The following is a 21,387-nucleotide window of genomic DNA, read 5'->3' as shown; positions in this document are numbered from 1 at the left end:
TCAGGGTGAAGGCGGCGTTTCGAGCGACTGAAGCGCGTTCAGCCGGAACGCATAGATGCTGCCACGACCGCCAATCTGGCCATTTCCCCCAGCTTGGCCGGCACGTCCCGCTTTGCCATCATCGCCATCGCGCCCGCCGCTACACATGCCCGGCCGCGAACCATGCGATCCGTGCGATCCGCCTGCACCAGCGGCTCCCGCTCCGCCGCCTTTTCCAGCCGCTCCACCACTTGTCAGAATGTCACCCGCGGTAAAGATATCCGTCACCACGGGCAGGCCGATGACATAGACACGACCGCCATTGCCGCCATTTCCCCCTGCGCCGCCATTCCCGCCCGAACCACCGCGCCCACCATTGCCTCCATTGCCGGGGCCACTCTTGCAGATCTTCCAACTCGCTCGTCCGCCTCTACCATCCGCGCCGGCTCCGCCTTTGCCGCCCGAACCGCCGGCTCCCCCCGCGCCGCCCGGCACGCCTCGAAAATCAACGGCAATGCGCGCCTGGTTGATCTGCTCTGGTGTATTGATCGCCTCCAGCCGCCCAGCGACAATATAGATGTCGGGCACCGCGATCGTGCCACCGGGGCGGCCATCGGTGCCACTGCCGCCCTGACCACCCGGACCACCATTTGCACCCGTGCGCTTGCCCTTGCGCCCGCCAGCGCCGGTTGCGCCAGCTTGGCCCTTCGGTCCTGCCAGCAGCGCCATGTTGCGTTGAATGCTCAGCAAAGATTGTGGGTCTTCGATCCGCATCCGTCTGGCAAACAACAATACCCAGGGGTGTGCGCCGGTAAATTCGATCGTCGAATTTTTCTTGAAAACCATTTCCTTGGCAGCGACCGTCTGGCCCTTCACCTTTTCGACGCCCCGTATCTGCACCGTCTCCGTGGCCCAATAGGCCCGGCCGATCGCCGCGCGCACCTCCGGCGGCAGCGCGGCCAGATCGGCGGTCTCGATCGCCGCCCGCGCTTCGGCCATCGGTGCCGCCTCCTGCGCCTGCCCCGGCTGCGGCGCCATGACGCCCAGCAGCAACCATCCGATCCTCTTCATGACAGCCTCCGTCCACGCACCGGCCCCTGTGCCGGCGGCGTGATGAAGGCCCGGATCAGCGCCTCTTTTCAATTGGCTGGACCAGGCAAGATCATCCGCTTTGGAGCATCCTCAACGGATCATCCCGCTATCCGACCCCGCTGCATGATGACATTTCGATATCGTAACAAGGACATGGGCGAACGCGCACCCGCGCCCGCGCGCGCATGCCCTTGCGCCTATTCGGATCAGCTTGTGGTCAGGCGGCGACCGCCAGGCAGGCTTCCCTGATGTCGCGAGCCAGTTCGTCGACCCGCTCCACCTGCGCATCCCAGGCGAACATGAATCGCGCGCCGCCGCCGATGAAGGTGTAGAAACGCCAGCCACGCGCGCGCAGCGCGTCCAGCACCGGCGCGGGGGCCGACAGGAACAGCGCATTGGCCTCCACCGGGAAGATCGGGCTGACATCGGGCAGGTCGGCGATCGCCGCCGCCAGCCGGCGCGCGCAATCATTGCCGTGGCGGGCGTTGCGCAGCCAGGCGCCGCTTTCCAGCAGGCCGATCCACGGCGCCGACAGGAAACGCATCTTCGACGCCAGTTGCCCCGCCTGCTTGCAACGATAGTCGAAATCCTGCGCCAGCGCGCGATCGAAGAAGATCACCGCCTCGCCCACGGCCATGCCATTCTTGGTGCCGCCAAAGCAGAGCACGTCGACCCCCGCCTTCCAGCTGATCTCCGCCGGGTCACAGCCCAGGCTGGCGCAGGCATGGGCGAAGCGCGCGCCGTCCATATGCAGTTTCAGCCCCAGTTCGCGGCACACGGCAGAAATCGCGCGCACTTCATCGATCGTGTAGACCAGACCGGTCTCGGTCGGCTGGGTGATGGTGACGACGCGCGGCTTGGGGAAATGAATGTCGGAGCGGCTGGTTGCCAGTTGGCGGATCGCGTCGGGCGTCAGCTTGCCATCGACGGATGTTGCCGCGAGCAGCTTCGACCCGTTGGAGAAGAATTCGGGCGCGCCGCATTCGTCGGTCTCGACATGGGCGGCGGCCGAACAGATGACGCTATGATAGGATTGGCACAGCGCCGCGAGCGCCAGCGAATTGGCGGCCGTGCCGTTGAAGACGAAGAACACCTCCGCATCGCCGCCGAACAGGGTGCGGAAATTGTCGGCCGCGCGCTGCGTCCATTCATCCTCGCCATAGGCCGTCGCCGATCCGCTGTTCGCCGCGAGCATCGCATCGAGCGCCTCGGGGCAGGCTCCGGCATAATTGTCGCTGGCAAATTGCTGTGTGGAAATGGGCACGTCATGCTTCCGTCTGCTGGTGTGTGACCAAGCATCGGATCAACGTCGTCGTGGCTGCATGTCCCGTTGGATTGCCGGTCCGGCCACATCCCCCTCTTTCGAAAGGCACCACCTTGCTCGGGGAGCAGGTTGGTGTCGGACGTTGGCCCGACTCTTGATGTTGCCGGGGCGATTATCGGCCGGGCGATGCCGCGTCAAGCATCAGCGCAGCAGCGCCTCTATCCCCTTCGCCAGATCGATGTCCCGCTGCGACAGGCCGCCGGCATCATGGGTGGTGAGCGTGATTTCGACCCGATTATAGACGTTCGACCATTCGGGATGATGGTCGGCCTTTTCCGCCAGCAGCGCGACGCGCGTCATGAAGCCGAAGGCGGCGACGAAGTCGGGAAAGGTGAAGCTGCGCGCGATCCCGTCCGGTTCGGCGACCGCCGTCCATTCGGGCAAATCCGCCAGCGCGATCGCCCGTTCCGTTTCGTTCAGTCTGGCAAGCATTTCTCTATCCTGCGTTATTTCTTTCGCCTATGTGACAGCCATGCCTGACACTGGTCAATCGTTCCGCTTCGCCCCTACCCCACAGGAAATCGAGACACTCGCGCTGGAGGCCCTGAGCCGCCTGCCCGAGCCGTTCCGTTCCTATCTCTCCAATGTCGTGATGCTGGTCGAGGATTTCGCCGACGCCGATATCCTGAAGGAGATGGAGATTGACGATCCGTTCGGCCTGACCGGCCTCTATAGCGGCCGTCCCTTCGGGCAGGAGGCGCAGACCGGCGACCTGCCGCCGACCGTGCATCTTTTCCGCCGCCCGCTGCTCGACGAATGGGTCGAGACCGGCGTGCCGCTCGAAGCGCTCATCACCCATGTCGTGGTGCATGAGGTCGGCCATCATTTCGGCCTGTCGGACATCGACATGCATGTGCTGGAGGATATGGTCGCCCCATGAGCGGCGCGGCGCTGCGCCTGTCGGGCCTGGCCTGTCTGCGCGGCGGACGCCTGCTCTTTGCCGGCGTCGACCTGGTGCTGGCGGCCGGCGGCAGCGCCTTGCTGCACGGCGCCAACGGCATCGGCAAGTCGAGCCTGCTGCGCCAGTGCGCCGGACTGCTGCCCGTCTATGCCGGGACCATCGACCGCCAGGGCAGCGTCGCGCTGGCCGACGAGCGGCTGGCGCTCGACATGGAATTGCCGCTCCACCGCGCGCTCGGCTTCTGGGCACGGCTCGATCGGGTTGATGCGGCCGCGCTCGACCGCGCGCTCCACGCCATGGCGCTCGCCCCCTTGCGCGACGTGCCCGTGCGCATGCTTTCCACCGGCCAGCGCAAGCGCGCCATGCTCGCCCGCGTGATCGCCAGCGGCGCGGATATCTGGCTGCTCGACGAACCGGCCAATGGCCTGGACGATGCGTCGGTCGCGCTGCTCGGCGCGGCGGTGGCGGACCATCTGGCGGCCGGCGGCATCGTCGTCGCCGCCTCGCACCAGCCATTGCCGCTGACCGATCCGGTGCGGATCGCCATGGCCGCCCATGTGCCGGACCCGGCGCAGGAGGCGTCATGCGACTGATCGCCCTGCTCGTCGCCCGCGACCTGGGACAGGCCTGGCGCTCGGCCGGACTGTGGCTGCCGGTCGCCTTCCTGTTGCTGGTCGCCAGCCTCTACCCCTTTGCGGTCGGTCCCGACGCCGCCCTGCTCGCCCGCACCGGTGGCGGCATGCTGTGGATCGCGGCGCTGCTCGCCAGCCTGCTGCCGGTCGATCGGCTGGTCGCGCCCGATCGCGACGCCGGCATCCTGGACCAGATCGCGCTGCGCGGCATCAGCGAGGAGATGGTGGTGATCGCCCGGCTGATCGCCCATTGGCTGGGCTTCGGCCCGCCGCTGATGATCGCCGCCCTGCCTGCCGCCGCGCTGCTGAAGCTGGACGGCGCGACGATCCTGACGCTGGAGGCCGGGCTGCTGATCGGCACGCCCGCGCTTGCGGCGCTCGGCCTGCTGGTGGCGACGCTGACCGCCGGACTGCGCTCGTCGGGCGCGCTGGCGGGCCTGCTCGCCCTGCCGCTGGCGGTGCCGCTGCTGATCTTTGGCGCAGGCACGCTGGGCGACGGCAGCGGCGCCGCGTTCAAATTCCTCGGCGCCGCCTCCCTGCTGCTGGTCGCGATCACGCCGATCGCAGGCGGCGCGGCGATCCGCGCGGGCCGGGAATGAGGTTTGTGCAACGCGCAAGGCGTTGACATTGGCGGGCCGCAATGGTCCCATGCTGCATCGCAACAAACTCCGATAGCGGGGCATCCCCGCCAAGCGCGAGGTGCCCGATGCCCGATCCGACTGCCGAGCCGCAAAGCCGCCTGATCGACCTGGCCCTGCAGGGCGGCGGCGCCCATGGCGCCTTCACCTGGGGCGTGCTCGACCGCCTGCTGGAGGAACCCTGGCTGCGGATCGACGGCATATCGGGCACGTCGGCCGGGGCGATGAACGCGGCCGTGCTGGCCAGCGGCTATGCCCATGGCGGCGCGCCGGGCGCCCGCCGCGCCCTCACCCGCTTCTGGAGCAAGGTGTCGGACGGGGCGATGTTCAGCCCGTTCCGCCGGAGCCCGCTCGACATAGCGCTCGGCCGCTGGACGCTCGATTATTCGCCACTCTATGTCGGCATGGACCTGATGGCGCGGCTCTGCTCGCCCTATGATCTCAATCCGGGCGGGTTCAATCCGCTGACCGACATCCTCAACGAATGCGTCGATTTCGACCATCTTGCCGCCAGCCCGATCCGCCTGTTCATCACCGCGACCAGCGTGCGCACCGGCCAGGCCCGCGTGTTCCGCAATGCGGAGATCACCCCCGACGTTCTGCTCGCCTCCGCCTGCCTGCCGACCATGTTCCACGCGGTCGAGATCGATGGCGAGGCCTATTGGGACGGCGGCTATTCGGGCAATCCGACGCTGACGCCGCTGGTGCGCGACTGCGATTCGGACGACACCATCCTGATCCAGGTGAACCCGGTCGAGCGCGCCACCGACCTCTATGCCGCGCGCGACATTGCCAGCCGGTTGAACGAGATTTCCTTCAACGCCGTGCTGTTGCAGGAAATCCGGATGATGGCGCTGCTGCGCCAGGTTGCCGACCCCGGCCATGGCGAGGGCGAAAAATGGGCGAAGATGCGCATCCACCGCATCGCCAGTGCCGACATGCTGCAATTCGGCCATTCGTCCAAGCTGAACGCCGAATGGGCTTTCTTGTGGAAACTCAAGAAGATCGGGCGCAAGGCGGCGGACGATTTCCTGAAGGATCATGGCCAGGCGATCGGCCGGGAATCGACGCTCGATATCGACGCGCTGCTCGCCCATGTCTGACGCGCTCAGCTTCCTCGGCATATTGGTCGCGCTCGGTGCGCTGATCGCCATGGCCTATCGCGGCTGGAGCGTCCTGTTCCTCGCCCCGGCGCTGGCGATGATCGCCGCCAGCTTTTCGGGCTATCCGATGCTGGCGAGCTGGACCCAGATATTCATGGTCGCCGCCGCGGGCTTCCTCGCCCAATTTTTCCCGCTCTTCCTGCTCGGCGCGATCTTCGCCAAACTGATGAACGACAGCGGATCGGTGCGCACCATTGCCGATGCCATGATCGGCTGGCTGGGGTCCGGCCGCGCGATCATGGCGGTGGTGCTGGCCGGCGCGATCCTGACCTATGGCGGGGTCAGCCTGTTCGTCGCCTTCTTCGTGCTGGTGCCGATGGCACAGGCGCTGTTCCACGCCGGCAACATTCCCCGGCGGCTGGTGCCCGCGACCATCATCCTGGGCACATCGACCTTCACCATGACTGCCCTGCCCGGCACGCCCGCGATCCAGAATGTCATTCCCATGCCCTTCTTCGGCACCTCCATCTATGCCGCGCCGGGCCTAGGCCTGATCGCCGCGGTCATCATGCTGGCGGTGGGGCTGGGCTGGCTGCTGCGGGCGCAGGCAGCGGCCGCCGCCCGGCAGGAGGGCTATGACCCCAGCCTGTCCCCGGCCGCGCCGGTCGACAGCGCGCGGATGCGCGAGCATACGACGACCGCCTCCACCTTCGACCCCGCAGAGATGGACAAGGGTGCGCCCACCGACGACCGCCCTTCGCTCGGCATCGCCTTCCTGCCGATCGGGGTGATGATCGGCTGCAACCTCATCCTCTCGCTCTGGCTGTTCCCGACCTGGGACGCGCCCTTCCTGGCGGAGCCTTTATGGGGCAGCACCAGCCTGGGTGCGGTCGCGGGCATATGGTCGGTAACGGCAGCACTCATGATCGCGACGCTCGCCATCATCCTGTGCAACCGGGCGCGCCTCGTCAGCCTGCGCGACAGCATCGATTCGGGCGCCAACGCCGCCGTGCTGCCGATCATCAGCGTGGCGAGCCTGGTCGGCTTCGGCGCGGTGATCGCCGCGCTGCCCGCCTTCCACATGATCCGCGACTGGGTGCTGGGCATGGGCGGCGGGCCGCTGGTGTCGCTGGCGGTGGCGACCAACCTGCTCGCCGCGCTCACCGGATCGGCATCGGGCGGGCTCACCATCGCGCTGGAGGCGCTGGGGCCGACCTATATGGACATCGCCGCGCGAACCGGCACCGACCCCGCCATCATGCACCGTGTGGCCGTGATCGGGTCCGGCACGCTCGACATATTGCCGCATAATGGCGCGATCGTCACCCTGCTGGCGCTGAGCGGCGTTACCCACCGCGAATCCTATCTGGATATCGCCATGGCCGGCATCGTCAGCTCGCTTGCGGCGCTGGTCGCCGTCATCCTGATCGGATCGATGATCGGCAGCTTCTGATCCCTTCGCCCCTTGGCCGGGTCGACAGGCGCGCGCGCATCGGCCATGGGCTGCGCCATGTTCGGCATTATCGCATCCCTGTTGTTCGTCCTGATCTGGTCCACCGGCTTCATCGTCGCCCGCGCGATGGTGCCCCATGGCGCGCCCGAGCTGATCCTGGCCGCGCGCCTGTGCCTGACTGCATTACTGCTGGGCGCACTGGCGCTGCATGGCCGCCAGCCCTGGCCGCGCGGCCGGCAATTGGGGCTGCATCTGGCGGCAGGCGCGATGCTGCATGGCCTTTACCTGACGCTCAGCTGGTGGGCGGTCAGCCATGGCATGCCGGCCGGCATCATGTCGCTGCTGGGCGCGACCCAGCCGCTGATGGTGGCGGTCGCCAGCGTCGCGATCCTGGGCGAGCGCTTGCCCGCGCGCGCCTGGAGCGGCCTTGCCATCGCCATCCTGGGTGTCGGCTGCGTGCTGATGCCGGCGATCGCCAAGTCGGGCGCGGGCGCGATCACGCTCATTCCCGCGATCGGCGGCATCGTCGCGGTGCTGGCGATGACCGGCGGCACGCTGATCCAGCGCGGCACGATCGGCGGCGATCCGATCTGGGTATCGGGCGCGGTGCAGAATGCCGGCGGCGCGCTGGTGGCGATCGCCGCCACCCTGATCGTGGGCGAATGGCGCTGGGACAATAGCCCGATGTTGTGGATCGGCCTCAGCTGGTCGGTGCTGGGCCTGTCGGCCGCCGGCCTGTCGCTGCTGGTCTGGCTGGTGCGCACCCAGGGACCGACGCGCATGTCGATGCTGCTGCTGCTGGTGCCGCCACTGGCCGCGGTGGAGGCCTGGCTGCTGTTCGGCGAGAAGCTCGGCCCGGTGCAGATCGCCGGCTTCGCGCTGGCGCTGGGCGGCGTGCTGCTGGGCCGGTCGCAGCCGAAGCGGACCGAGGTGGTGGAGCCGGCCTGAACCGCCACCGCGCCGTCACAGGTTCGTCACATCCTGCAACATGGCGGTCATGATCGCGCGCTAGGGCGGGTCATGAGCAAATCCGGCCGCACCCCGCCGCTTCCCTCGATCCTGTCGCAGGCGGCGGACATGCAGATGCAGATGACCCTGCGCCAGGTCGGCTTTGGCGCGCCGTCCGCCAATGCCGTGCCCCATGTGCCGCTCAAGCCTGCGCCCGCGCCGCGCGACGACAGCGCGCTCGCGCTCAAGCGGCGCGACTGGCTGCTGAATGTCATGGAGCAGCAGCGCGCCCTGTCCCCCTATGCCTCCGGCCTGCTGACCGCCGACGCGCTGTCGGGCGAGGATTTCCTGCATAATTTCTATGCGCCCGGCCGCCCGATCCTGATCAAGGGGGCGATGGAGGGCTGGCCCGCCCGCGCGAAATGGACGCCGGACTATCTGGCCGATGCCATTGGCGCGGCGGAAATCGAATATCAGGGCGGCCGCGCACAGGCCGCCGACTATGAACTGGCCAAGGACCGGCACAAGCGCCGCGCGCCCTTTCGCCAGTTCATCGATCTGGTGCGCGATGGCGGCAATGACGCCTATCTGACCGCCTATAACAGCGCGGCGAACGGCCCGGCCCTCGCGCCGCTACAGGCCGACCTTGGCCATCCCGACGCCTATCTTGCGCCGATGCCCGGCATGCTCTGGATCGGCGGCGCGGGTGCCTTCACCCCGCTGCATTTCGACCTCACCAACAATCTGCTGGCGCAGGTGACCGGCACCAAGCATGTCATCCTGGTGCCGCCATCGCAGACCGGTCGGCTGGCGCATAATCGCCATGTCTTCAGCGATGTCGGCGACCTCACCGATCCGGCGCGGCTGGCTCGATACCCGCGCGCCCGCGACGTTCTGCGCTACGAAGTGCGGCTGACGCCGGGCGACCTGCTCTTCATCCCGATCGGCTGGTGGCATCAGGTCCGATCGGAAAGCTTCTCGACCATGCTGACCTACACGCATTTCCACTGGCCCAATGCAGGCCATGAAAATTATCCCGCGGGGTGAGCCCCTTATCCCTCCCGCAGCCGCTCATGATGGCGGATCACCTCATCGATGATGAAGCGCAGGAACTTCTCGGTGAAGTCGGGGTCGAGATTGGCGTCGAGCGCGAGCTGGCGCAGGCGCGAAATCTGGCGTTCCTCGCGGCCCGGATCGGCCGGCGGCAGGTCGTGGGTCGCCTTATATTCGCCGACCGCCTGGGTGACCTTGAACCGTTCCGCCAGCATGAAGACGAGCGCCGCGTCGATATTGTCGATGCTCTCGCGATAGCGCTTCAAAGTCTCGTCCACCTGGCATTCTCCACAGCGGCACCGCGGCGGGAAAAGGCGTGGCTTTTCCGTTACTGCGATGCGTCAATCAATCGTCCGGCGCGCTTTTTGCGCCATTGCGCCGCGCAGGCAAGCTATTCCCGCTTGCCATCTGCTTTTTGCCCCGCCAGAGGACGCTTGTCATGACTGCATCCTCCCCCGGCAACGTCCACCCGATCGGCCGCACCAGCGCCCCTTCGCTCGCTCCCATCATGGCGCTCGTCGCCGATGGCATGAACCAGGTGAACAGCGTGATCCTGGACCGGATGCAGTCGCGCATCCCGCTGATCCCGGAACTGGCCGGCCATCTGATCGCCGGCGGCGGCAAGCGACTGCGGCCGATGCTGACGCTCGCCTGCGCCGACCTGGTCGGCTATGCCGGATCGCGCCATTACAAGCTGGCCGCATCGGTCGAATTCATCCACACTGCCACGCTGCTGCATGACGATGTCGTCGACGGATCGGGCCTGCGCCGCGGCCGCAAGACCGCCAATATCATCTGGGGCAACAGCGCCTCGGTGCTGGTCGGCGACTTCCTCTTCTCCCGCTCGTTCGAACTGATGGTCGAGGCCGAGTCGCTCAAGGTGCTCAAGATCCTGTCGGGCGCATCGGCGATCATCGCCGAGGGCGAGGTCAACCAGCTGACCGCCCAGCGCAAGATCGACACCAGCGAAGAACAATATCTGGACATCATCGGCGCCAAGACCGCCGCCCTGTTCGCCGCCGCCTGCCGCATTTCCGCCGTGGTCGCCGACCGCAGCGAGGCGGAGGAACATGCGCTCGACGTCTATGGCCGCAACCTGGGCATCGCCTTCCAGCTGATCGACGACGCGATCGACTATGAATCGGACGGCGCCACCATGGGCAAGGATGCCGGCGACGATTTCCGCGATGGCAAGGTCACGCTGCCGGTGATCCTGGCCTATGCGCGCGGGTCGGACGAGGACAAGGCCTTCTGGAAGGCCGCGATCTCGGGCCATCGCATCAGCGACGAGGATCTGGCCCACGCCACGCAGCTGCTGCGCCAGACCGGCGCGATCGCCGACACGCTGGCCCGCGCCCGCCATTATGGCCAGCGCGCGATCGACGCGCTGGGCATGTTCGATGCCGGCAAGGCGAAAGCGGCCCTTACCGAAGCGGTCGAATTCGCGATAGCACGGGCATATTGAAGCATTTTCGAAGCGGACGGCACGTCCGCTGACTCGGAAAATGCGGCAAACCATAAGTTGAGGAGACGGGCACTTCTGCTCGTTTCCCCTTCCAATATCCGTTCGCCCTGAGCGAAGTCGAAGGGCAAAACTGAGCCGCAGGCGAAGTTCCTTCGCTTCGCTCTGGTGCGGGCTTCGACTTCGCTCAGCCCGAACGGGGTAAATATAATGATCCTCTCCCCCGAAACCATCGCCTTCCTCATGGCCGCCGCCTTCATGGCCGGCTGCATCGACGCGATGGCGGGCGGGGGCGGCCTCATTGCCCTGCCCGCATTGCTCGCCGCCGGCGTACCGCCGGTGCCGGCGGTCGCCACCAACAAGCTGCAAAGCTGCCTTGGCACCTTCGGCGCGTGCGTCGCCTATGCCCGGCGCGGCCATATGGACCTTGCGACCTACAAGGGGCCGGTGATCGCCGCCTTCATCGGGTCGATCGGCGGCGCCTGGCTGCTGCAACGGGTCGATCCGTCGATCCTGGCCGGGCTGATGCCCGCGCTGCTGATCGCGATGGCGGCCTATTTCACCTTCTCGCCCAAGCTCAGCGATGCCGATCGCCATGCCCGCGTCGGCCTATGGGGCCTGTCCGGCATGATTGGCGTGGTCGGATTTTATGACGGCTTCTTCGGGCCGGGGGCTGGCGCCTTCTACACCACCATCTTCATCGCGCTGGGCGGCCTGTCGCTGCTGCGCGCCACCGCCCAGACCAAGGCGGCCAATTTCGCCTCGAATGTCGCAGGGCTGCTGACCATGGTGGCTGGCGGCCATGTCATCTGGATCGCGGGCCTCGCCATGGCGGTCGGATCGATCACCGGCGGCCAGATCGGATCGCACCTCGCCATGCGGTTCGGCTCGAAGCTGATCAAGCCATTGCTCATCATCATGTCGCTGGCACTGACGACCAAGATGCTGCTCGATCCGAAGAACCCGATCCACATCTATCTGTTCGGCTAGGGGCGCGCGCCTTCTCCGGGCATAGGGGATGTCCCCGCCGCTTCTCGGGATTATCCCCATGCAGCGTCGCGGACCGCCCGCCATTAGCCTTCCGCCGATCCATCATGGTCGGAGACTCGGCATGGCTACGAAGAAACCCAATATCCTGGTCATCTGGGGTGACGATATCGGCTGGCAGAATGTCAGCGCCTATGGCCTGGGCACGATGGGCTATACCACGCCCAATATCGACAGCATCGGCTATGGCGGCATCCGCTTTACCGACCATTATGCGCAGCAAAGCTGCACCGCCGGCCGCGCCGCCTTCATCACCGGCCAATATCCGATCCGCTCGGGCATGGTGACGGTGGGCCAGCCGGGCGATCCGCTCGGGCTTCAGCCGGCATCTCCCTGCCTGGCTGAAGTGCTCAAGGCGGCGGGTTATCGCACCGGCCATTTCGGCAAGAGCCATCTGGGCGATCGCTACGAGCATCTGCCGACCAACCATGGCTTCGACGAGTTTTTCGGCAACCTCTACCATCTCAACGTGTCGGAAGAGGAAGAGCAGCGCGATTACCAGAATTTCGCCAAGGCCCATTCGGGCAGCGTCGAAGCCTATATGAAGAAATTTGGGCCGCGCGGCGTGATCCACAGCTGGGCCACCGATGTCGATGATCCGACCGAGGATCCGCGCTACGGCAAGGTCGGCAAGCAGAAGATCGTCGACACCGGCCCGCTGCACCAGGAACGGATGCACGAGGTGGACGAAAAGGAATTCATCCCGCCCGCGCTGGAGTTCATGCAGAAGGCCAAGGATGCCGACGAACCCTTCTTCGTCTGGCTCAACACCAGCCGCATGCACCTCTACACCCGCCTCAACGACAAATGGCGCTATGCGGCGGAGAAATACACGTCGGACGCGGACCTGCACGGCTCGGGCATGCTGCAGCATGACCATGATATCGGGATCGTGCTCGACTGGCTGAAGGAAAGCGGCCTGGAGGAGGATACCATCGTCTGGTATTCGACCGACAATGGCCCGGAACATTCCTCCTGGCCGCATGGCGCGACCACGCCCTGGCGCGGCGAGAAGATGACCACCTATGAAGGCGGCGTCCGCGTCATCTCGATGCTGAAATGGCCCGGCGTGATCGCGCCGATGCAGCTCAAGAACGGCATCCAGTGCCATCAGGACATGTTCACCACCCTCGCCGTCGCCGCCGGCGTCACGGACGTGAACGAGCAGGTTCTCAAGGAGAAGAGCCAGTATATCGATGGCGTCAACAACCTCGACTATTGGACGGGCAAGGCCGAGGATTCGGCGCGGAACCATGTGTTCCACTATAATGAATCGAAGCTCACAGCGTTGCGCATGGGGCCGTGGAAATGGCATTTCTCGACCAACGAGGATTATTACGGCACCATGGTCGGCCGCTCCAAGCCGATGGTCTTCAACATCCGCATGGATCCGTTCGAAAGCTATGACAACAGCGACTCCTACGGCCACCTGATCCAGAAGGTCGCGTGGCAGACCGGGCCACTGAAGGCACTGATGACGGAACATCTGACGACGCTCGCCCAATATCCACCGGTCCAGGGCGGCAAGAGCTTCGACATGTCCAACGTGGTCGAACAGTTCATGAGCAAGGGCCACGACTGAGCGTCGCGCGCCAGCGCCGGAATAGACGCGATGCCCGGAGCCGCACGGCTTCGGGCATCGCCGTTCTATCCTGCGCGCCTTGCGCTCTGGCCTGATTGGCGCGAGAGGGGGCGGATCATGACCGCCCCTGCTTTGCCGATCCATGCCGTCCTGCCCGACCTGCTCGCCGCCCTACGCGCTAGCAGCAATGCGGTGCTGGTGGCGCCGCCGGGCGCGGGCAAGACGACGGCGGTGGCCCCCGCCCTGCTCGACCAGCCCTGGTGCGAGGGGCAGGTGCTGCTACTCTCCCCCCGCCGTCTCGCCGCGCGGGCCGCGGCCGAGCGCATTGCCGAGATGCTGGGCGAGCAGCCCGGCGGCACGGTCGGCTATGCCACGCGGATGGACAGCAAGGTCAGCGCGAAGACGCGGCTGCTGGTGCTGACCGAGGGCATTTTCGTCCGCCGCATCCAGGATGATCCCGAACTGGCGGGCGTGTCGGCGGTACTGTTCGACGAAGTGCATGAGCGCAGCCTGGACAGCGATTTCGGCCTGGCGCTGGCGCTCGATGCGCAGGCGGCGCTGCGCCCGGACCTGCGTATCCTGCCGATGTCGGCCACGCTCGATGGCGCGCGTTTCTCGACACTGCTCGATGGCGCGCCCGTCATCGAGAGCGAGGGCAAAATCCAGCCGCTCGAACTACGCCATATCGGCCGCCATGCCGAAAAGCGGATCGAGGATGAGATGGCCGCCGCCATCCGCCGCGCGCTGGAGGAAGAAACGCAGGGCGACCTGCTCGCCTTCCTGCCCGGCGTCCGGGAAATCGAGCGCACCGCCGAACGGATCGAGGGTGGCGCATTCGAGGTCCACATGTTGCACGGCAGCCTGGAGCCGGGCGCGCAGCGCGCCGCCATCCGCCCGTCGCGCGAAGGGCGGCGCAAGGTGATCCTGGCCACCTCGATCGCCGAGACCAGCCTGACCATCGATGGCGTGCGCATCGTCGTCGACTCCGGCCTAGCCCGGCGCCCGCGCTATGACCGCGCCGCCGGCGTGACCCGCCTCGTCACCGAACGGGCCAGCCAGGCATCGGCGACCCAGCGCGCCGGCCGCGCCGCGCGCCAGCGCCCCGGCGTCGCCTATCGCCTGTGGGAGGCCGCGGCGACGGCGGGCATGCCGCCCTTCGACCCGCCCGAAATATTGGAAAGCGATCTGTCCAGCCTGCTGCTCGACTGCGCGCTGTGGGGCGTCAGCGATCCGGCCAACCTGCGCTGGCTCGACGCGCCGCCCACCGCCGCCGTGGCAGAGGCGCGCAAGCGCCTGACCGCCCTGGAGGCGCTCGACGCCGACGGCCGCATCACGGCCCATGGCAAGGCGCTGGCCACCCTGCCGCTGGCGCCGCGCATCGCCCATATGCTGGTGCGCGCCGGTGAGCGCGGCCTCGCCCGCACCGCCGCCGAAATCGCCGTATTGCTCGGCGAACGCGGCCTTGGCGGGCAGGATACCGACCTCACCCTGCGGCTCCAGCGCTGGCGCCGCGAGGGCGGCAAGCGGGCCGAAGCCGGACGGGGATTGGCGAAGCGCTGGACGCGACTGGTCGATGCCCAGCCACCCGCAGAGGGCGGACTGCACGATGTCGGCCTCTGCCTTGCCCTTGCCTTTCCCGATCGCGTCGCCAAGCGCCGCTCCGCCGATGGCGCCGACTGGGCCAGCGTGGGCGGGCGCGGCTTCCGGCTCGATCCGCTCTCGCCATTGGCCAGCGAAACCTGGCTGGCGGTGGGCGAAGTGCAGGGCAGCGCCGCCGGCGCCCGCATCCTTTCCGCCGCCCCGATCGGCGAGGCGGAGGTGATCGCTTTGTTCGGCGAGCGCATCGCCGAGCATCGCACGGTGAAGTTCCGCCCTGCCAATGGCGGGATCGAGGCGCTGCGGGAACGCCGGCTGGGCGCAGTGCGCCTGTCGTCCGGTTCCGACGACCGACCCGACCCCGATGCCGTCGTCGCCGCGCTGGTCGATGGCGTGCGGCAGGGCGGCCTTGCCCTCCTCCCCTGGTCGGAGGCCGCGCAATCGCTGCGGATGCGGGCGGACTTTGCCGGGATCGAGCCGCTGTCCGACGCCGCCCTGATCGACACGCTGGACGAGTGGATCCCGCCGCTGCTGGCGGGCAAGCGCCGGCTGTCCGACATCGACCGGTCGCAGCTTTCGGGCGTCCTAGAAACGCTGATCGGCTGGGACGGCAAGCAGCAGCTCGACCGGCTCGCCCCGCCCGATTTCCGATCGCCCGCCGGCTCCACCCATGCGATCGACTATGCGGCCGAGGGTGGCCCGCGCGTGGAATTGCGGGTGCAGGCGCTGTTCGGCCTGTCGCAGCATCCGACCGTCGGCAACCAGCGCATCCCGCTGGTCCTCTCGCTCACATCCCCCGCCGGCCGGCCGATCCAGACGACGCGCGACCTGCCCGGCTTCTGGGCCGGCAACTGGCGCGACGTGGCCAAGGAAATGCGCGGCCGCTATCCCCGCCACCCCTGGCCGGACGATCCGGCGAGCGCCAATGCCACATTGCGCACCAAAAATGCGGACGCGCGCCGGAACTCTTGACTTGGGCGTGACCGCTGGTGCAACGCACAATGACGATTTTACGGAGTTTCATCGCGATGACCGCGCGCATTTACCAGATCCAGAAGAACGCCCTCCAGTCCGGCAAGGCGCTGACTCACAAGTGGGTGCTGGAATATGCGCCCGCCGAAGCGAAGAAGGCCGATCCGCTGACCGGCTGGGCCGGTTCGGGCGACACCAAGCAGCAGTTGAAGCTCAGCTTCTCCTCGCAGGACGCTGCCGTCGCCTATGCCGAGCGTGAGAAGATCGCCTACACCGTCATCGCGACCCCGCCCAAGACGCTGAAAATTCAGGCCTACGCCGACAATTTCCGCTGATCCTCCCGCCCCTGCGGGGCTGGAATAGCAGAGCGCGGCGCGACACGGCGCGCCGCGAACAAGGCATTTTGCCCCAGATGCTGCCCGATTGACGCCTTATTCGCTTGCCAAAGAGCGGCGTGAGGCGGCAAAAGCCGTGCTTTCATGGAAAGATTGAAGAGATAATGACCGATCGCAGCGAGATTTTCGACAGCGTCGCAGCGCAGATCGCCCCCTTCAACAAGAAGGGCGTCGAGCTGACCGAAGCCACCACCTTTGCCGGCGACCTGGAATGGGACAGCCTGACCGTGATGGATTTCGTCGCCGCCATCGAGGACGAGTTCGACATCATCATCACCATGAACATGCAGGCCGAGATCGAGACCGTGGGCCAGTTGGTCGACGCGGTCGCCAAGCTCAAGGCCGCCTGACACTTTAACTACCGTTCGGGCTGAGCGAAGTCGAAGCCCATTGCCGAGCGGAGCCGAGGCTCCATGCTTCGCCTTCGCTCAGCAGCGTCCTTCGACTTCGCTCAGGACGAACGGGTTTGGGATCATTGATATTATGACCGACGCCGCCATCGCCACCGAAACCCGCGATCTCTTCTCCAAGTTCGATCCGCTGATCAACGAGCGCGAGGCGCTGCTGGCGACGGGCGTGCGCGATCCCTATGCGATCGTCATGGACCAGGTGCTCTCGCCCACCCGCGCGATCATCAAGGGCAAGGAAACCATCCTGCTCGGCACCTATAATTATATGGGCATGACCTTCGACCCCGACGTGGTGGAAGCCGGCAAGAAGGCGCTGGACGAGTTCGGCGCCGGCACCACCGGCAGCCGCGTCCTCAACGGCACCTATCAGGGCCACAAGGAAGTCGAGGACGCGCTCAAGGAGTTCTACGGCACGTCGGGCGCCATGGTCTTCTCGACCGGCTATCAGGCTAACCTGGGCATCATCTCCACCCTCGCGGGCAAGGGCGATTATGTCGTGCTCGACGCCGACAGCCATGCCTCCATCTATGACGGCTGCGCGATGGGCAATGCGGAGATCGTCCGCTTCCGCCACAACAGCGTCGAGGATCTGGACAAGCGCCTGGGCCGCCTGCCCGCCGATGCGCTGAAGCTGGTCGTGCTGGAAGGCGTCTATTCGATGCTGGGCGACGTCGCCCCGCTGCCCGAGATGGTCGCCGCCATCCGCAAGCACCCCAATTGCATGATCCTGTGCGACGAGGCCCATGGCATGGGCTTTTTCGGCCCGAACGGCCGTGGCGCCTATGAGGAACAGGGCGTCGAGGGCGAGATCGACTTCGTGGTCGGCACCTTCTCCAAGTCGGTCGGCACGGTCGGCGGCTTCTGCGTCTCGAACCATCCCAAGTTCGAAATCCTGCGCCTCGTCTGCCGCCCCTATGTCTTCACCGCCTCGCTGCCGCCCAGCGTCGTCGCCACCGCCGCGACCAGCATCCGCAAGCTGATGCATGCCGGCGAGAAGCGCGCGCATCTGTGGAAGAACAGCCAGCGCCTGCACCAGGGCCTCACCGACCTCGGCTTCAAGCTGGGCAGCGCCACGCCGCAGTCGGCGATCATCGCCGTCATCCTGACCGACCAGATGCAGGCGGTGGCGATGTGGCAGACGCTGCTGGAGCTGGGCCTCTACGTCAACATGGCGCGCCCGCCGGCAACCCCGGCCGGCACCTTCCTGCTGCGCTGCTCGCTCTGCGCCGAACATAGCGACGAACAGGTCGAACAGATCATCGCCATGTTCGAAACCGCCGGCAAGGCCACCGGCGCGATCAACTGATCGCGCTTTTCGACACTCCGACGATCGACCGGGTATTTCCTGCGATAGAATCTGCTACAGCAGCGGAACCATCTAACCTGCATATTCGCGCGGTTAACATAGTTCGGTTAGTGTAACGGTATATGGCGGAACGCGAAGTGATCGATGAACAGGACCGGGGCTGGCGCGCCGCGGCGCGGCGCTACATGCCCCTGGTCCTTGGCATATTGCTGATCGGATCGCTCGGCGCCCTGCTCTACAGCGCCAGCAGCGCCTCGCGCGATCATCAGCGCGCCCTCGCCGAACAGCAGCGCAGCTGGGAAATCATGGCGCTTGCCCGCGCCTTCGAGGCCAAGACCGCCCGCGCCGAAGTGACGCTGGCCCGCTATGTCATCAGCCTTGATCCCGACACCGGCCGCCTGTTCCAGGACCAGTGGCGCACCGCCGCCAGCCAGCTCAAGTCGCTGACCTATGCCACCCGCAAGTCCGACTGGCAGCGCGGCAATGTCCGCGCGCTCCAGGCCGCCTTCGAACAGCGCGGCAAGACGCTGAGCGAAATCGGCCTGCGCACCACCTATGACCAGAAGATGGGCGCGCTGGCGCAATTCCATCAGGCCGGGCGATCGCAGGATATCAAGCGACTGACGGCGCTGATCGACCTGGTGATCCAGGCCGAAAATGCGCGGCTGCGCGAACGCAGCCTGGCCGTCAGCCTGGCGGGCGACCGCACCGAACTGGTCGGCAAGACGTCGCGCATGGTCGGCCTCGCCCTGCTGGTCTGCGTGCTGTTCGCGCTGTGGCTGGTCAATGCCGCCTATACCGAACGGCGCAACGCGCGCCGCATGGCGGATATGGAGGCGGAACGCGCCGACCGGCTGGAAGAGGCCGTTTCCGCCCGCACCAGCGAATTGTCGGACGCCTATGAGCAGTTGAAGCGCGAATCCGCCGAGCGCGCCGCCGCCGAGGATAATCTGCGCCAGATGCAGAAGATGGACGCGGTCGGCCAGTTGACCGGCGGCATCGCCCATGACTTCAACAATATGCTGGCGGTCGTCGTCGGCGGGCTGGAACTGGCCAAGCGCAAGCTGCGACTGAAACCGGCCGAGGCCGGCCATCATCTCGACAATGCGATGGAGGGCGCCAACCGCGCCGCCGCGCTGACCCGCCGCCTGCTAGCCTTTGCCCGTTCCGAGCCGCTGCTGCCCAATGCGGTCGATCCCGACAGCCTGCTGCGCGGCATGGCCGATCTGGTCGACCGCACGATCGGCGACCAGATCATCGTCAGCTTCGCCCACAAGGCGAGCGGCTGGCGCATCTTCGTCGACCAGCATCAGATGGAAAACGCCCTGCTCAACCTGTGCGTCAACGCCCGCGACGCGATGGAGGGCCGGGGCAAGCTGACCATCTCGACCGGCCAGGCGCAGCTTGCCGCCAACCAGATCGGCGAATGCCCGGCCGGCGACTATGTCACCGTCAGCGTCACCGACAATGGCTGTGGCATGACGGCCGAGGTCGCCGCCCGCGTGTTCGAGCCCTTCTTCACCACCAAGCCGGTCGGCAAGGGCACCGGCCTTGGCCTCAGCCAGATTTTCGGCTTCGTGCGCCAGAGCCAGGGCGAAATCCGCATCGAGTCCGAACTGGGCACCGGCACCAGCGTCCATATCTACCTGCCGCGCCGCATCCTCACCGAACAGGAGGCCGCGGCAGAGGCCCCGGCGAGCGAACAGCTGCACACGCTCCATCCCCCGACCCGCATCCTGGTGGTGGAGGATGATCCGCGCGTGCTGAACCAGACCATGGCGGCGCTGGCCGAACTCGGTCACCTGCCGATCGCCTGCGACCATCCCAGCAAGGCGGCCAAGCTGCTCAGCAACAATGCCGATATCGGCCTGATCATGAGCGACGTGCTGATGCCCGACATGACCGGGCCGGAAATGATCCGCACCCTGCCCGCCCATATGCGCCATCTGCCGGTGCTGTTCGTCACCGGCTTCACCGGCGATGCGACCGACAGCGACGATTTCCGGGGGCATGAAGTGCTGCGCAAGCCCTACACGCTCAATGCCCTGGGCCTTGCGCTGTCGAACGCGCTCAGCGGATCGAACCACCCAGGAACAGCCGCGGCAGCAGAGTGACCGCGCCCAGCAGTGGCCAGCGCCGCTGCCAGGGCTTGATCTCGATTGCGGTGCCGGCATGGCGGTTGATCTTCCACGCCAGATAATCGATCCCGCCGGCATAGGTGAAGCTCGCCTTGGCGAGGCGCACCACCGACAGATATTTACCGCGCCGCTGCAGCCCGCGCCACAGCTTGTCCGCATGGTCGGGCGACGGCGGCAGCCCCTCGGCCAGCGCCGCCGCGCCGAAACGGCGATAGCGCTCAGGATCGGCATCGACGATCGAGAGCGAACGCCCCGTCTTCTCCGCCCGCAATTCGGCATTATAGGTCAGCGTGAAGCCGACCTTCCACAGCGCCACGGGGTCATCGCCCTGCCCCTGCGCCATCGGTCGGGCGAGCGACAACAGGGTCGGCGCGGCCTGCGCCACCGCCGCCAGCGCGCGCTGGCGCGCCAGATCATCCGCCGCCCACAGCAGCCGGGACGGCTGGGCAAAGCGCGCCCAGACCGAGACGTTGTCCGCCTTCATGCTGTTCAGCCGGGCAAAGTCGGCCTCCGACAGCACGGCATATTTGGCGATCAGGCCGCCATGTTCGAACGGAAAGACATTGGGCGGGATCGCCCGGTTGGCGCGCGCCAGCCAGCCCTTGCCATAGGCCGCCTCATAATCGGAGACGATCAGGTAGAAATCGAGCATCAGCCCGTCGAGATTGGCCTCGCGCAGGCAGGAGCCGTAGAAGAGCACCGCCCGTGCCGCACCGGGATATTTCGCCGCCAGCGCCCCCGCCATGGCGGCCGCGCGCGGATCGGCCGACGCGGACAGTTCGGCAGCGACGAGCGAGAACAGGCTGTTGGTCATCGCCAAGCGCTTTAGAGCCTGATCCCGCCGGGTGGAAGCATCTTCCGCGGATCATGCGCGCACGACCATCAGCGCCCTATCCCCGACGATAGACCAGCATCAGATTATTGGCCGGCATCGCCACCCGCCGGGTGCGTTTCAACCCGACATCGGCCGCCGCACGGTCGACATCGGTCAAGGTCCGCAGGCCCCATTGCGGGTTGCGATCCTTCAGCGACAGGTCGAACGCCAGATTGGAGGAGGCGGTCGGCACATCATCCTCGACATAGGGGCCATAGAGGATCAGCGGCGCGCCCGGCGCCAGCAATTGCGCGCCACGCGCCAGCAGCCCCAGCGTAGCGCCCCAGGGGCTGATATGCACCATGTTCATGGTTAACCACTACGCCACGGTCACTCTGAGTGGAGCAGCACTTTTGGGTGAGAAGCGGACCGGCGGCTTCCACCCTGTTTCAAGCCAATACCTGACAGAGAAATCTACGAAGGGCGGCTTGGGCTATTGGGGGGATGCCCGGCGTCGCCAAAGCCCCCAGCACAGCCAACCT

Annotated in this window: 20 protein-coding genes, 1 pseudogene and 1 riboswitch; of the genes and pseudogenes, 15 read left to right on the top strand and 6 right to left on the bottom strand. The window is 66.6% G+C overall.

Features of this window, described 5'->3' with window-relative positions:
* The 3 genes from E5554_RS23460 to E5554_RS10505 form a co-directional block, all read right to left on the bottom strand.
* The gene (locus E5554_RS23460; protein ID WP_168708697.1) at positions 1–1,050 is read right to left on the bottom strand and encodes a hypothetical protein; all 1,050 of its coding nucleotides are present in this window, start codon (positions 1,048–1,050) and stop codon (positions 1–3) included.
* Between the two features lie 238 nt (positions 1,051–1,288).
* Positions 1,289–2,335 (bottom strand): low specificity L-threonine aldolase, encoded by a 1,047-nt coding sequence (locus E5554_RS10510; RefSeq protein ID WP_136186732.1) that lies wholly within the window; start codon positions 2,333–2,335, stop codon positions 1,289–1,291.
* Between the two features lie 57 nt (positions 2,336–2,392).
* Positions 2,393–2,501, bottom strand: a riboswitch (SAM-I-IV-variant riboswitch).
* 35 nt (positions 2,502–2,536) lie between these two features.
* Positions 2,537–2,827, bottom strand: a complete 291-nt coding sequence (locus E5554_RS10505; protein ID WP_004207923.1) for a 4a-hydroxytetrahydrobiopterin dehydratase — start codon at positions 2,825–2,827, stop codon at positions 2,537–2,539.
* 40 nt (positions 2,828–2,867) lie between these two features.
* On the opposite strand from E5554_RS10505, the gene E5554_RS10500 reads away from it, so the two are divergent.
* The 7 genes from E5554_RS10500 (at position 2,868) to E5554_RS10470 (ending at position 9,117) form a co-directional block, all read left to right on the top strand.
* Entirely contained in the window at positions 2,868–3,275 is a 408-nt protein-coding gene (locus E5554_RS10500) for a metallopeptidase family protein (RefSeq protein WP_017501770.1), read from the top strand.
* Entirely contained in the window at positions 3,272–3,889 is a 618-nt protein-coding gene (gene ccmA / locus E5554_RS10495) for a heme ABC exporter ATP-binding protein CcmA (RefSeq protein WP_136186731.1), read from the top strand. The genes E5554_RS10500 and ccmA overlap by 4 nt, the downstream gene beginning before the upstream one ends.
* Entirely contained in the window at positions 3,880–4,527 is a 648-nt protein-coding gene (locus E5554_RS10490; RefSeq protein ID WP_010336308.1) for a heme exporter protein CcmB, read from the top strand. Before ccmA ends, E5554_RS10490 begins: the two co-directional genes overlap by 10 nt.
* Before the next feature lie 107 nt (positions 4,528–4,634).
* The gene (locus E5554_RS10485; RefSeq protein ID WP_037517156.1) at positions 4,635–5,669 is read left to right on the top strand and encodes a patatin-like phospholipase family protein; all 1,035 of its coding nucleotides are present in this window, start codon (positions 4,635–4,637) and stop codon (positions 5,667–5,669) included.
* Positions 5,662–7,122: a GntP family permease gene (locus E5554_RS10480; protein WP_136186730.1), complete on the top strand. Its 1,461-nt coding sequence runs from the start codon at positions 5,662–5,664 to the stop codon at positions 7,120–7,122. The genes E5554_RS10485 and E5554_RS10480 overlap by 8 nt, the downstream gene beginning before the upstream one ends.
* 45 nt (positions 7,123–7,167) lie before the next feature.
* Positions 7,168–8,070, top strand: a complete 903-nt coding sequence (locus E5554_RS10475; protein ID WP_136188307.1) for a DMT family transporter — start codon at positions 7,168–7,170, stop codon at positions 8,068–8,070.
* A gap of 72 nt (positions 8,071–8,142) precedes the next feature.
* Positions 8,143–9,117, top strand: a complete 975-nt coding sequence (locus E5554_RS10470) for a cupin-like domain-containing protein (RefSeq protein ID WP_136186729.1) — start codon at positions 8,143–8,145, stop codon at positions 9,115–9,117.
* A 5-nt stretch (positions 9,118–9,122) separates the two neighbouring features.
* Here E5554_RS10470 and E5554_RS10465 read toward each other — a convergent pair whose 3' ends face one another.
* Positions 9,123–9,401: a chorismate mutase gene (locus E5554_RS10465; protein ID WP_004207932.1), complete on the bottom strand. Its 279-nt coding sequence runs from the start codon at positions 9,399–9,401 to the stop codon at positions 9,123–9,125.
* A gap of 161 nt (positions 9,402–9,562) precedes the next feature.
* On the opposite strand from E5554_RS10465, the gene E5554_RS10460 reads away from it, so the two are divergent.
* The 8 genes from E5554_RS10460 to E5554_RS10425 all read left to right on the top strand — a co-directional run bounded on the left by E5554_RS10460 (position 9,563) and on the right by E5554_RS10425 (position 20,007).
* Entirely contained in the window at positions 9,563–10,588 is a 1,026-nt protein-coding gene (locus E5554_RS10460) for a polyprenyl synthetase family protein (protein WP_004207933.1), read from the top strand.
* A gap of 207 nt (positions 10,589–10,795) precedes the next feature.
* On the top strand, positions 10,796–11,575 hold the full coding sequence (locus tag E5554_RS10455) for a TSUP family transporter (RefSeq protein WP_097384181.1): 780 nt from the start codon (positions 10,796–10,798) through the stop codon (positions 11,573–11,575).
* 121 nt (positions 11,576–11,696) lie between these two features.
* The gene (locus tag E5554_RS10450) at positions 11,697–13,214 is read left to right on the top strand and encodes an arylsulfatase (RefSeq protein WP_136186728.1); all 1,518 of its coding nucleotides are present in this window, start codon (positions 11,697–11,699) and stop codon (positions 13,212–13,214) included.
* 117 nt (positions 13,215–13,331) lie between these two features.
* Positions 13,332–15,782, top strand: coding sequence for an ATP-dependent helicase HrpB (gene hrpB / locus E5554_RS10445; RefSeq protein WP_136186727.1), 2,451 nt, complete (start codon positions 13,332–13,334; stop codon positions 15,780–15,782).
* A 56-nt stretch (positions 15,783–15,838) separates the two neighbouring features.
* The gene (locus E5554_RS10440; RefSeq protein WP_004207936.1) at positions 15,839–16,117 is read left to right on the top strand and encodes an ETC complex I subunit; all 279 of its coding nucleotides are present in this window, start codon (positions 15,839–15,841) and stop codon (positions 16,115–16,117) included.
* 164 nt (positions 16,118–16,281) lie between these two features.
* Positions 16,282–16,527: an acyl carrier protein gene (locus tag E5554_RS10435; protein ID WP_010336300.1), complete on the top strand. Its 246-nt coding sequence runs from the start codon at positions 16,282–16,284 to the stop codon at positions 16,525–16,527.
* Between the two features lie 133 nt (positions 16,528–16,660).
* On the top strand, positions 16,661–17,893 hold the full coding sequence (locus E5554_RS10430) for an aminotransferase class I/II-fold pyridoxal phosphate-dependent enzyme (protein WP_004207938.1): 1,233 nt from the start codon (positions 16,661–16,663) through the stop codon (positions 17,891–17,893).
* 122 nt (positions 17,894–18,015) lie between these two features.
* The gene (locus tag E5554_RS10425) at positions 18,016–20,007 is read left to right on the top strand and encodes an ATP-binding protein (RefSeq protein ID WP_004207939.1); all 1,992 of its coding nucleotides are present in this window, start codon (positions 18,016–18,018) and stop codon (positions 20,005–20,007) included.
* On the opposite strand, the gene E5554_RS10420 is transcribed toward E5554_RS10425, so the two are convergent.
* On the bottom strand, positions 19,964–20,845 hold the full coding sequence (locus E5554_RS10420; protein WP_136186726.1) for a hypothetical protein: 882 nt from the start codon (positions 20,843–20,845) through the stop codon (positions 19,964–19,966). The two genes, E5554_RS10425 and E5554_RS10420, sit on opposite strands and share 44 nt — an antisense overlap.
* Positions 20,846–20,921: 76 nt before the next feature.
* Positions 20,922–21,221, bottom strand: a pseudogene (locus E5554_RS10415) (DUF938 domain-containing protein); the annotation flags it as partial.
* Positions 21,222–21,387 lie beyond the last annotated feature (166 nt).

The organism is Sphingobium sp. PAMC28499 (assembly GCF_004795815.1).
In the GTDB taxonomy this organism is placed as follows: Bacteria; Pseudomonadota; Alphaproteobacteria; order Sphingomonadales; family Sphingomonadaceae; genus Sphingobium; species Sphingobium yanoikuyae.
This window is presented reverse-complemented; position numbering and strand designations above follow the sequence as displayed.

Excerpts from the sequence above, each read along its gene's own strand:
- E5554_RS10435 (WP_010336300.1), top strand. The coding sequence starts at position 16,282 with ATGACCGATCGCAGCGAGATTTTCGACAGCGTCGCAGCGCAGATCGCC.
- E5554_RS10430 (WP_004207938.1), top strand. The coding sequence starts at position 16,661 with ATGACCGACGCCGCCATCGCCACCGAAACCCGCGATCTCTTCTCCAAG.
- ccmA (WP_136186731.1), top strand. The coding sequence starts at position 3,272 with ATGAGCGGCGCGGCGCTGCGCCTGTCGGGCCTGGCCTGTCTGCGCGGC.
- E5554_RS10485 (WP_037517156.1), top strand. The coding sequence starts at position 4,635 with ATGCCCGATCCGACTGCCGAGCCGCAAAGCCGCCTGATCGACCTGGCC.
- E5554_RS23460 (WP_168708697.1), bottom strand. The coding sequence starts at position 1,050 with ATGAAGAGGATCGGATGGTTGCTGCTGGGCGTCATGGCGCCGCAGCCG.
- E5554_RS10420 (WP_136186726.1), bottom strand. The coding sequence starts at position 20,845 with ATGACCAACAGCCTGTTCTCGCTCGTCGCTGCCGAACTGTCCGCGTCG.
- hrpB (WP_136186727.1), top strand. The coding sequence starts at position 13,332 with ATGACCGCCCCTGCTTTGCCGATCCATGCCGTCCTGCCCGACCTGCTC.
- E5554_RS10425 (WP_004207939.1), top strand. The coding sequence starts at position 18,016 with ATGGCGGAACGCGAAGTGATCGATGAACAGGACCGGGGCTGGCGCGCC.
- E5554_RS10440 (WP_004207936.1), top strand. The coding sequence starts at position 15,839 with ATGACCGCGCGCATTTACCAGATCCAGAAGAACGCCCTCCAGTCCGGC.
- E5554_RS10450 (WP_136186728.1), top strand. The coding sequence starts at position 11,697 with ATGGCTACGAAGAAACCCAATATCCTGGTCATCTGGGGTGACGATATC.
- E5554_RS10455 (WP_097384181.1), top strand. The coding sequence starts at position 10,796 with ATGATCCTCTCCCCCGAAACCATCGCCTTCCTCATGGCCGCCGCCTTC.
- E5554_RS10505 (WP_004207923.1), bottom strand. The coding sequence starts at position 2,827 with ATGCTTGCCAGACTGAACGAAACGGAACGGGCGATCGCGCTGGCGGAT.
- E5554_RS10475 (WP_136188307.1), top strand. The coding sequence starts at position 7,168 with ATGGGCTGCGCCATGTTCGGCATTATCGCATCCCTGTTGTTCGTCCTG.
- E5554_RS10470 (WP_136186729.1), top strand. The coding sequence starts at position 8,143 with ATGAGCAAATCCGGCCGCACCCCGCCGCTTCCCTCGATCCTGTCGCAG.
- E5554_RS10480 (WP_136186730.1), top strand. The coding sequence starts at position 5,662 with ATGTCTGACGCGCTCAGCTTCCTCGGCATATTGGTCGCGCTCGGTGCG.
- E5554_RS10490 (WP_010336308.1), top strand. The coding sequence starts at position 3,880 with ATGCGACTGATCGCCCTGCTCGTCGCCCGCGACCTGGGACAGGCCTGG.
- E5554_RS10500 (WP_017501770.1), top strand. The coding sequence starts at position 2,868 with ATGCCTGACACTGGTCAATCGTTCCGCTTCGCCCCTACCCCACAGGAA.
- E5554_RS10460 (WP_004207933.1), top strand. The coding sequence starts at position 9,563 with ATGACTGCATCCTCCCCCGGCAACGTCCACCCGATCGGCCGCACCAGC.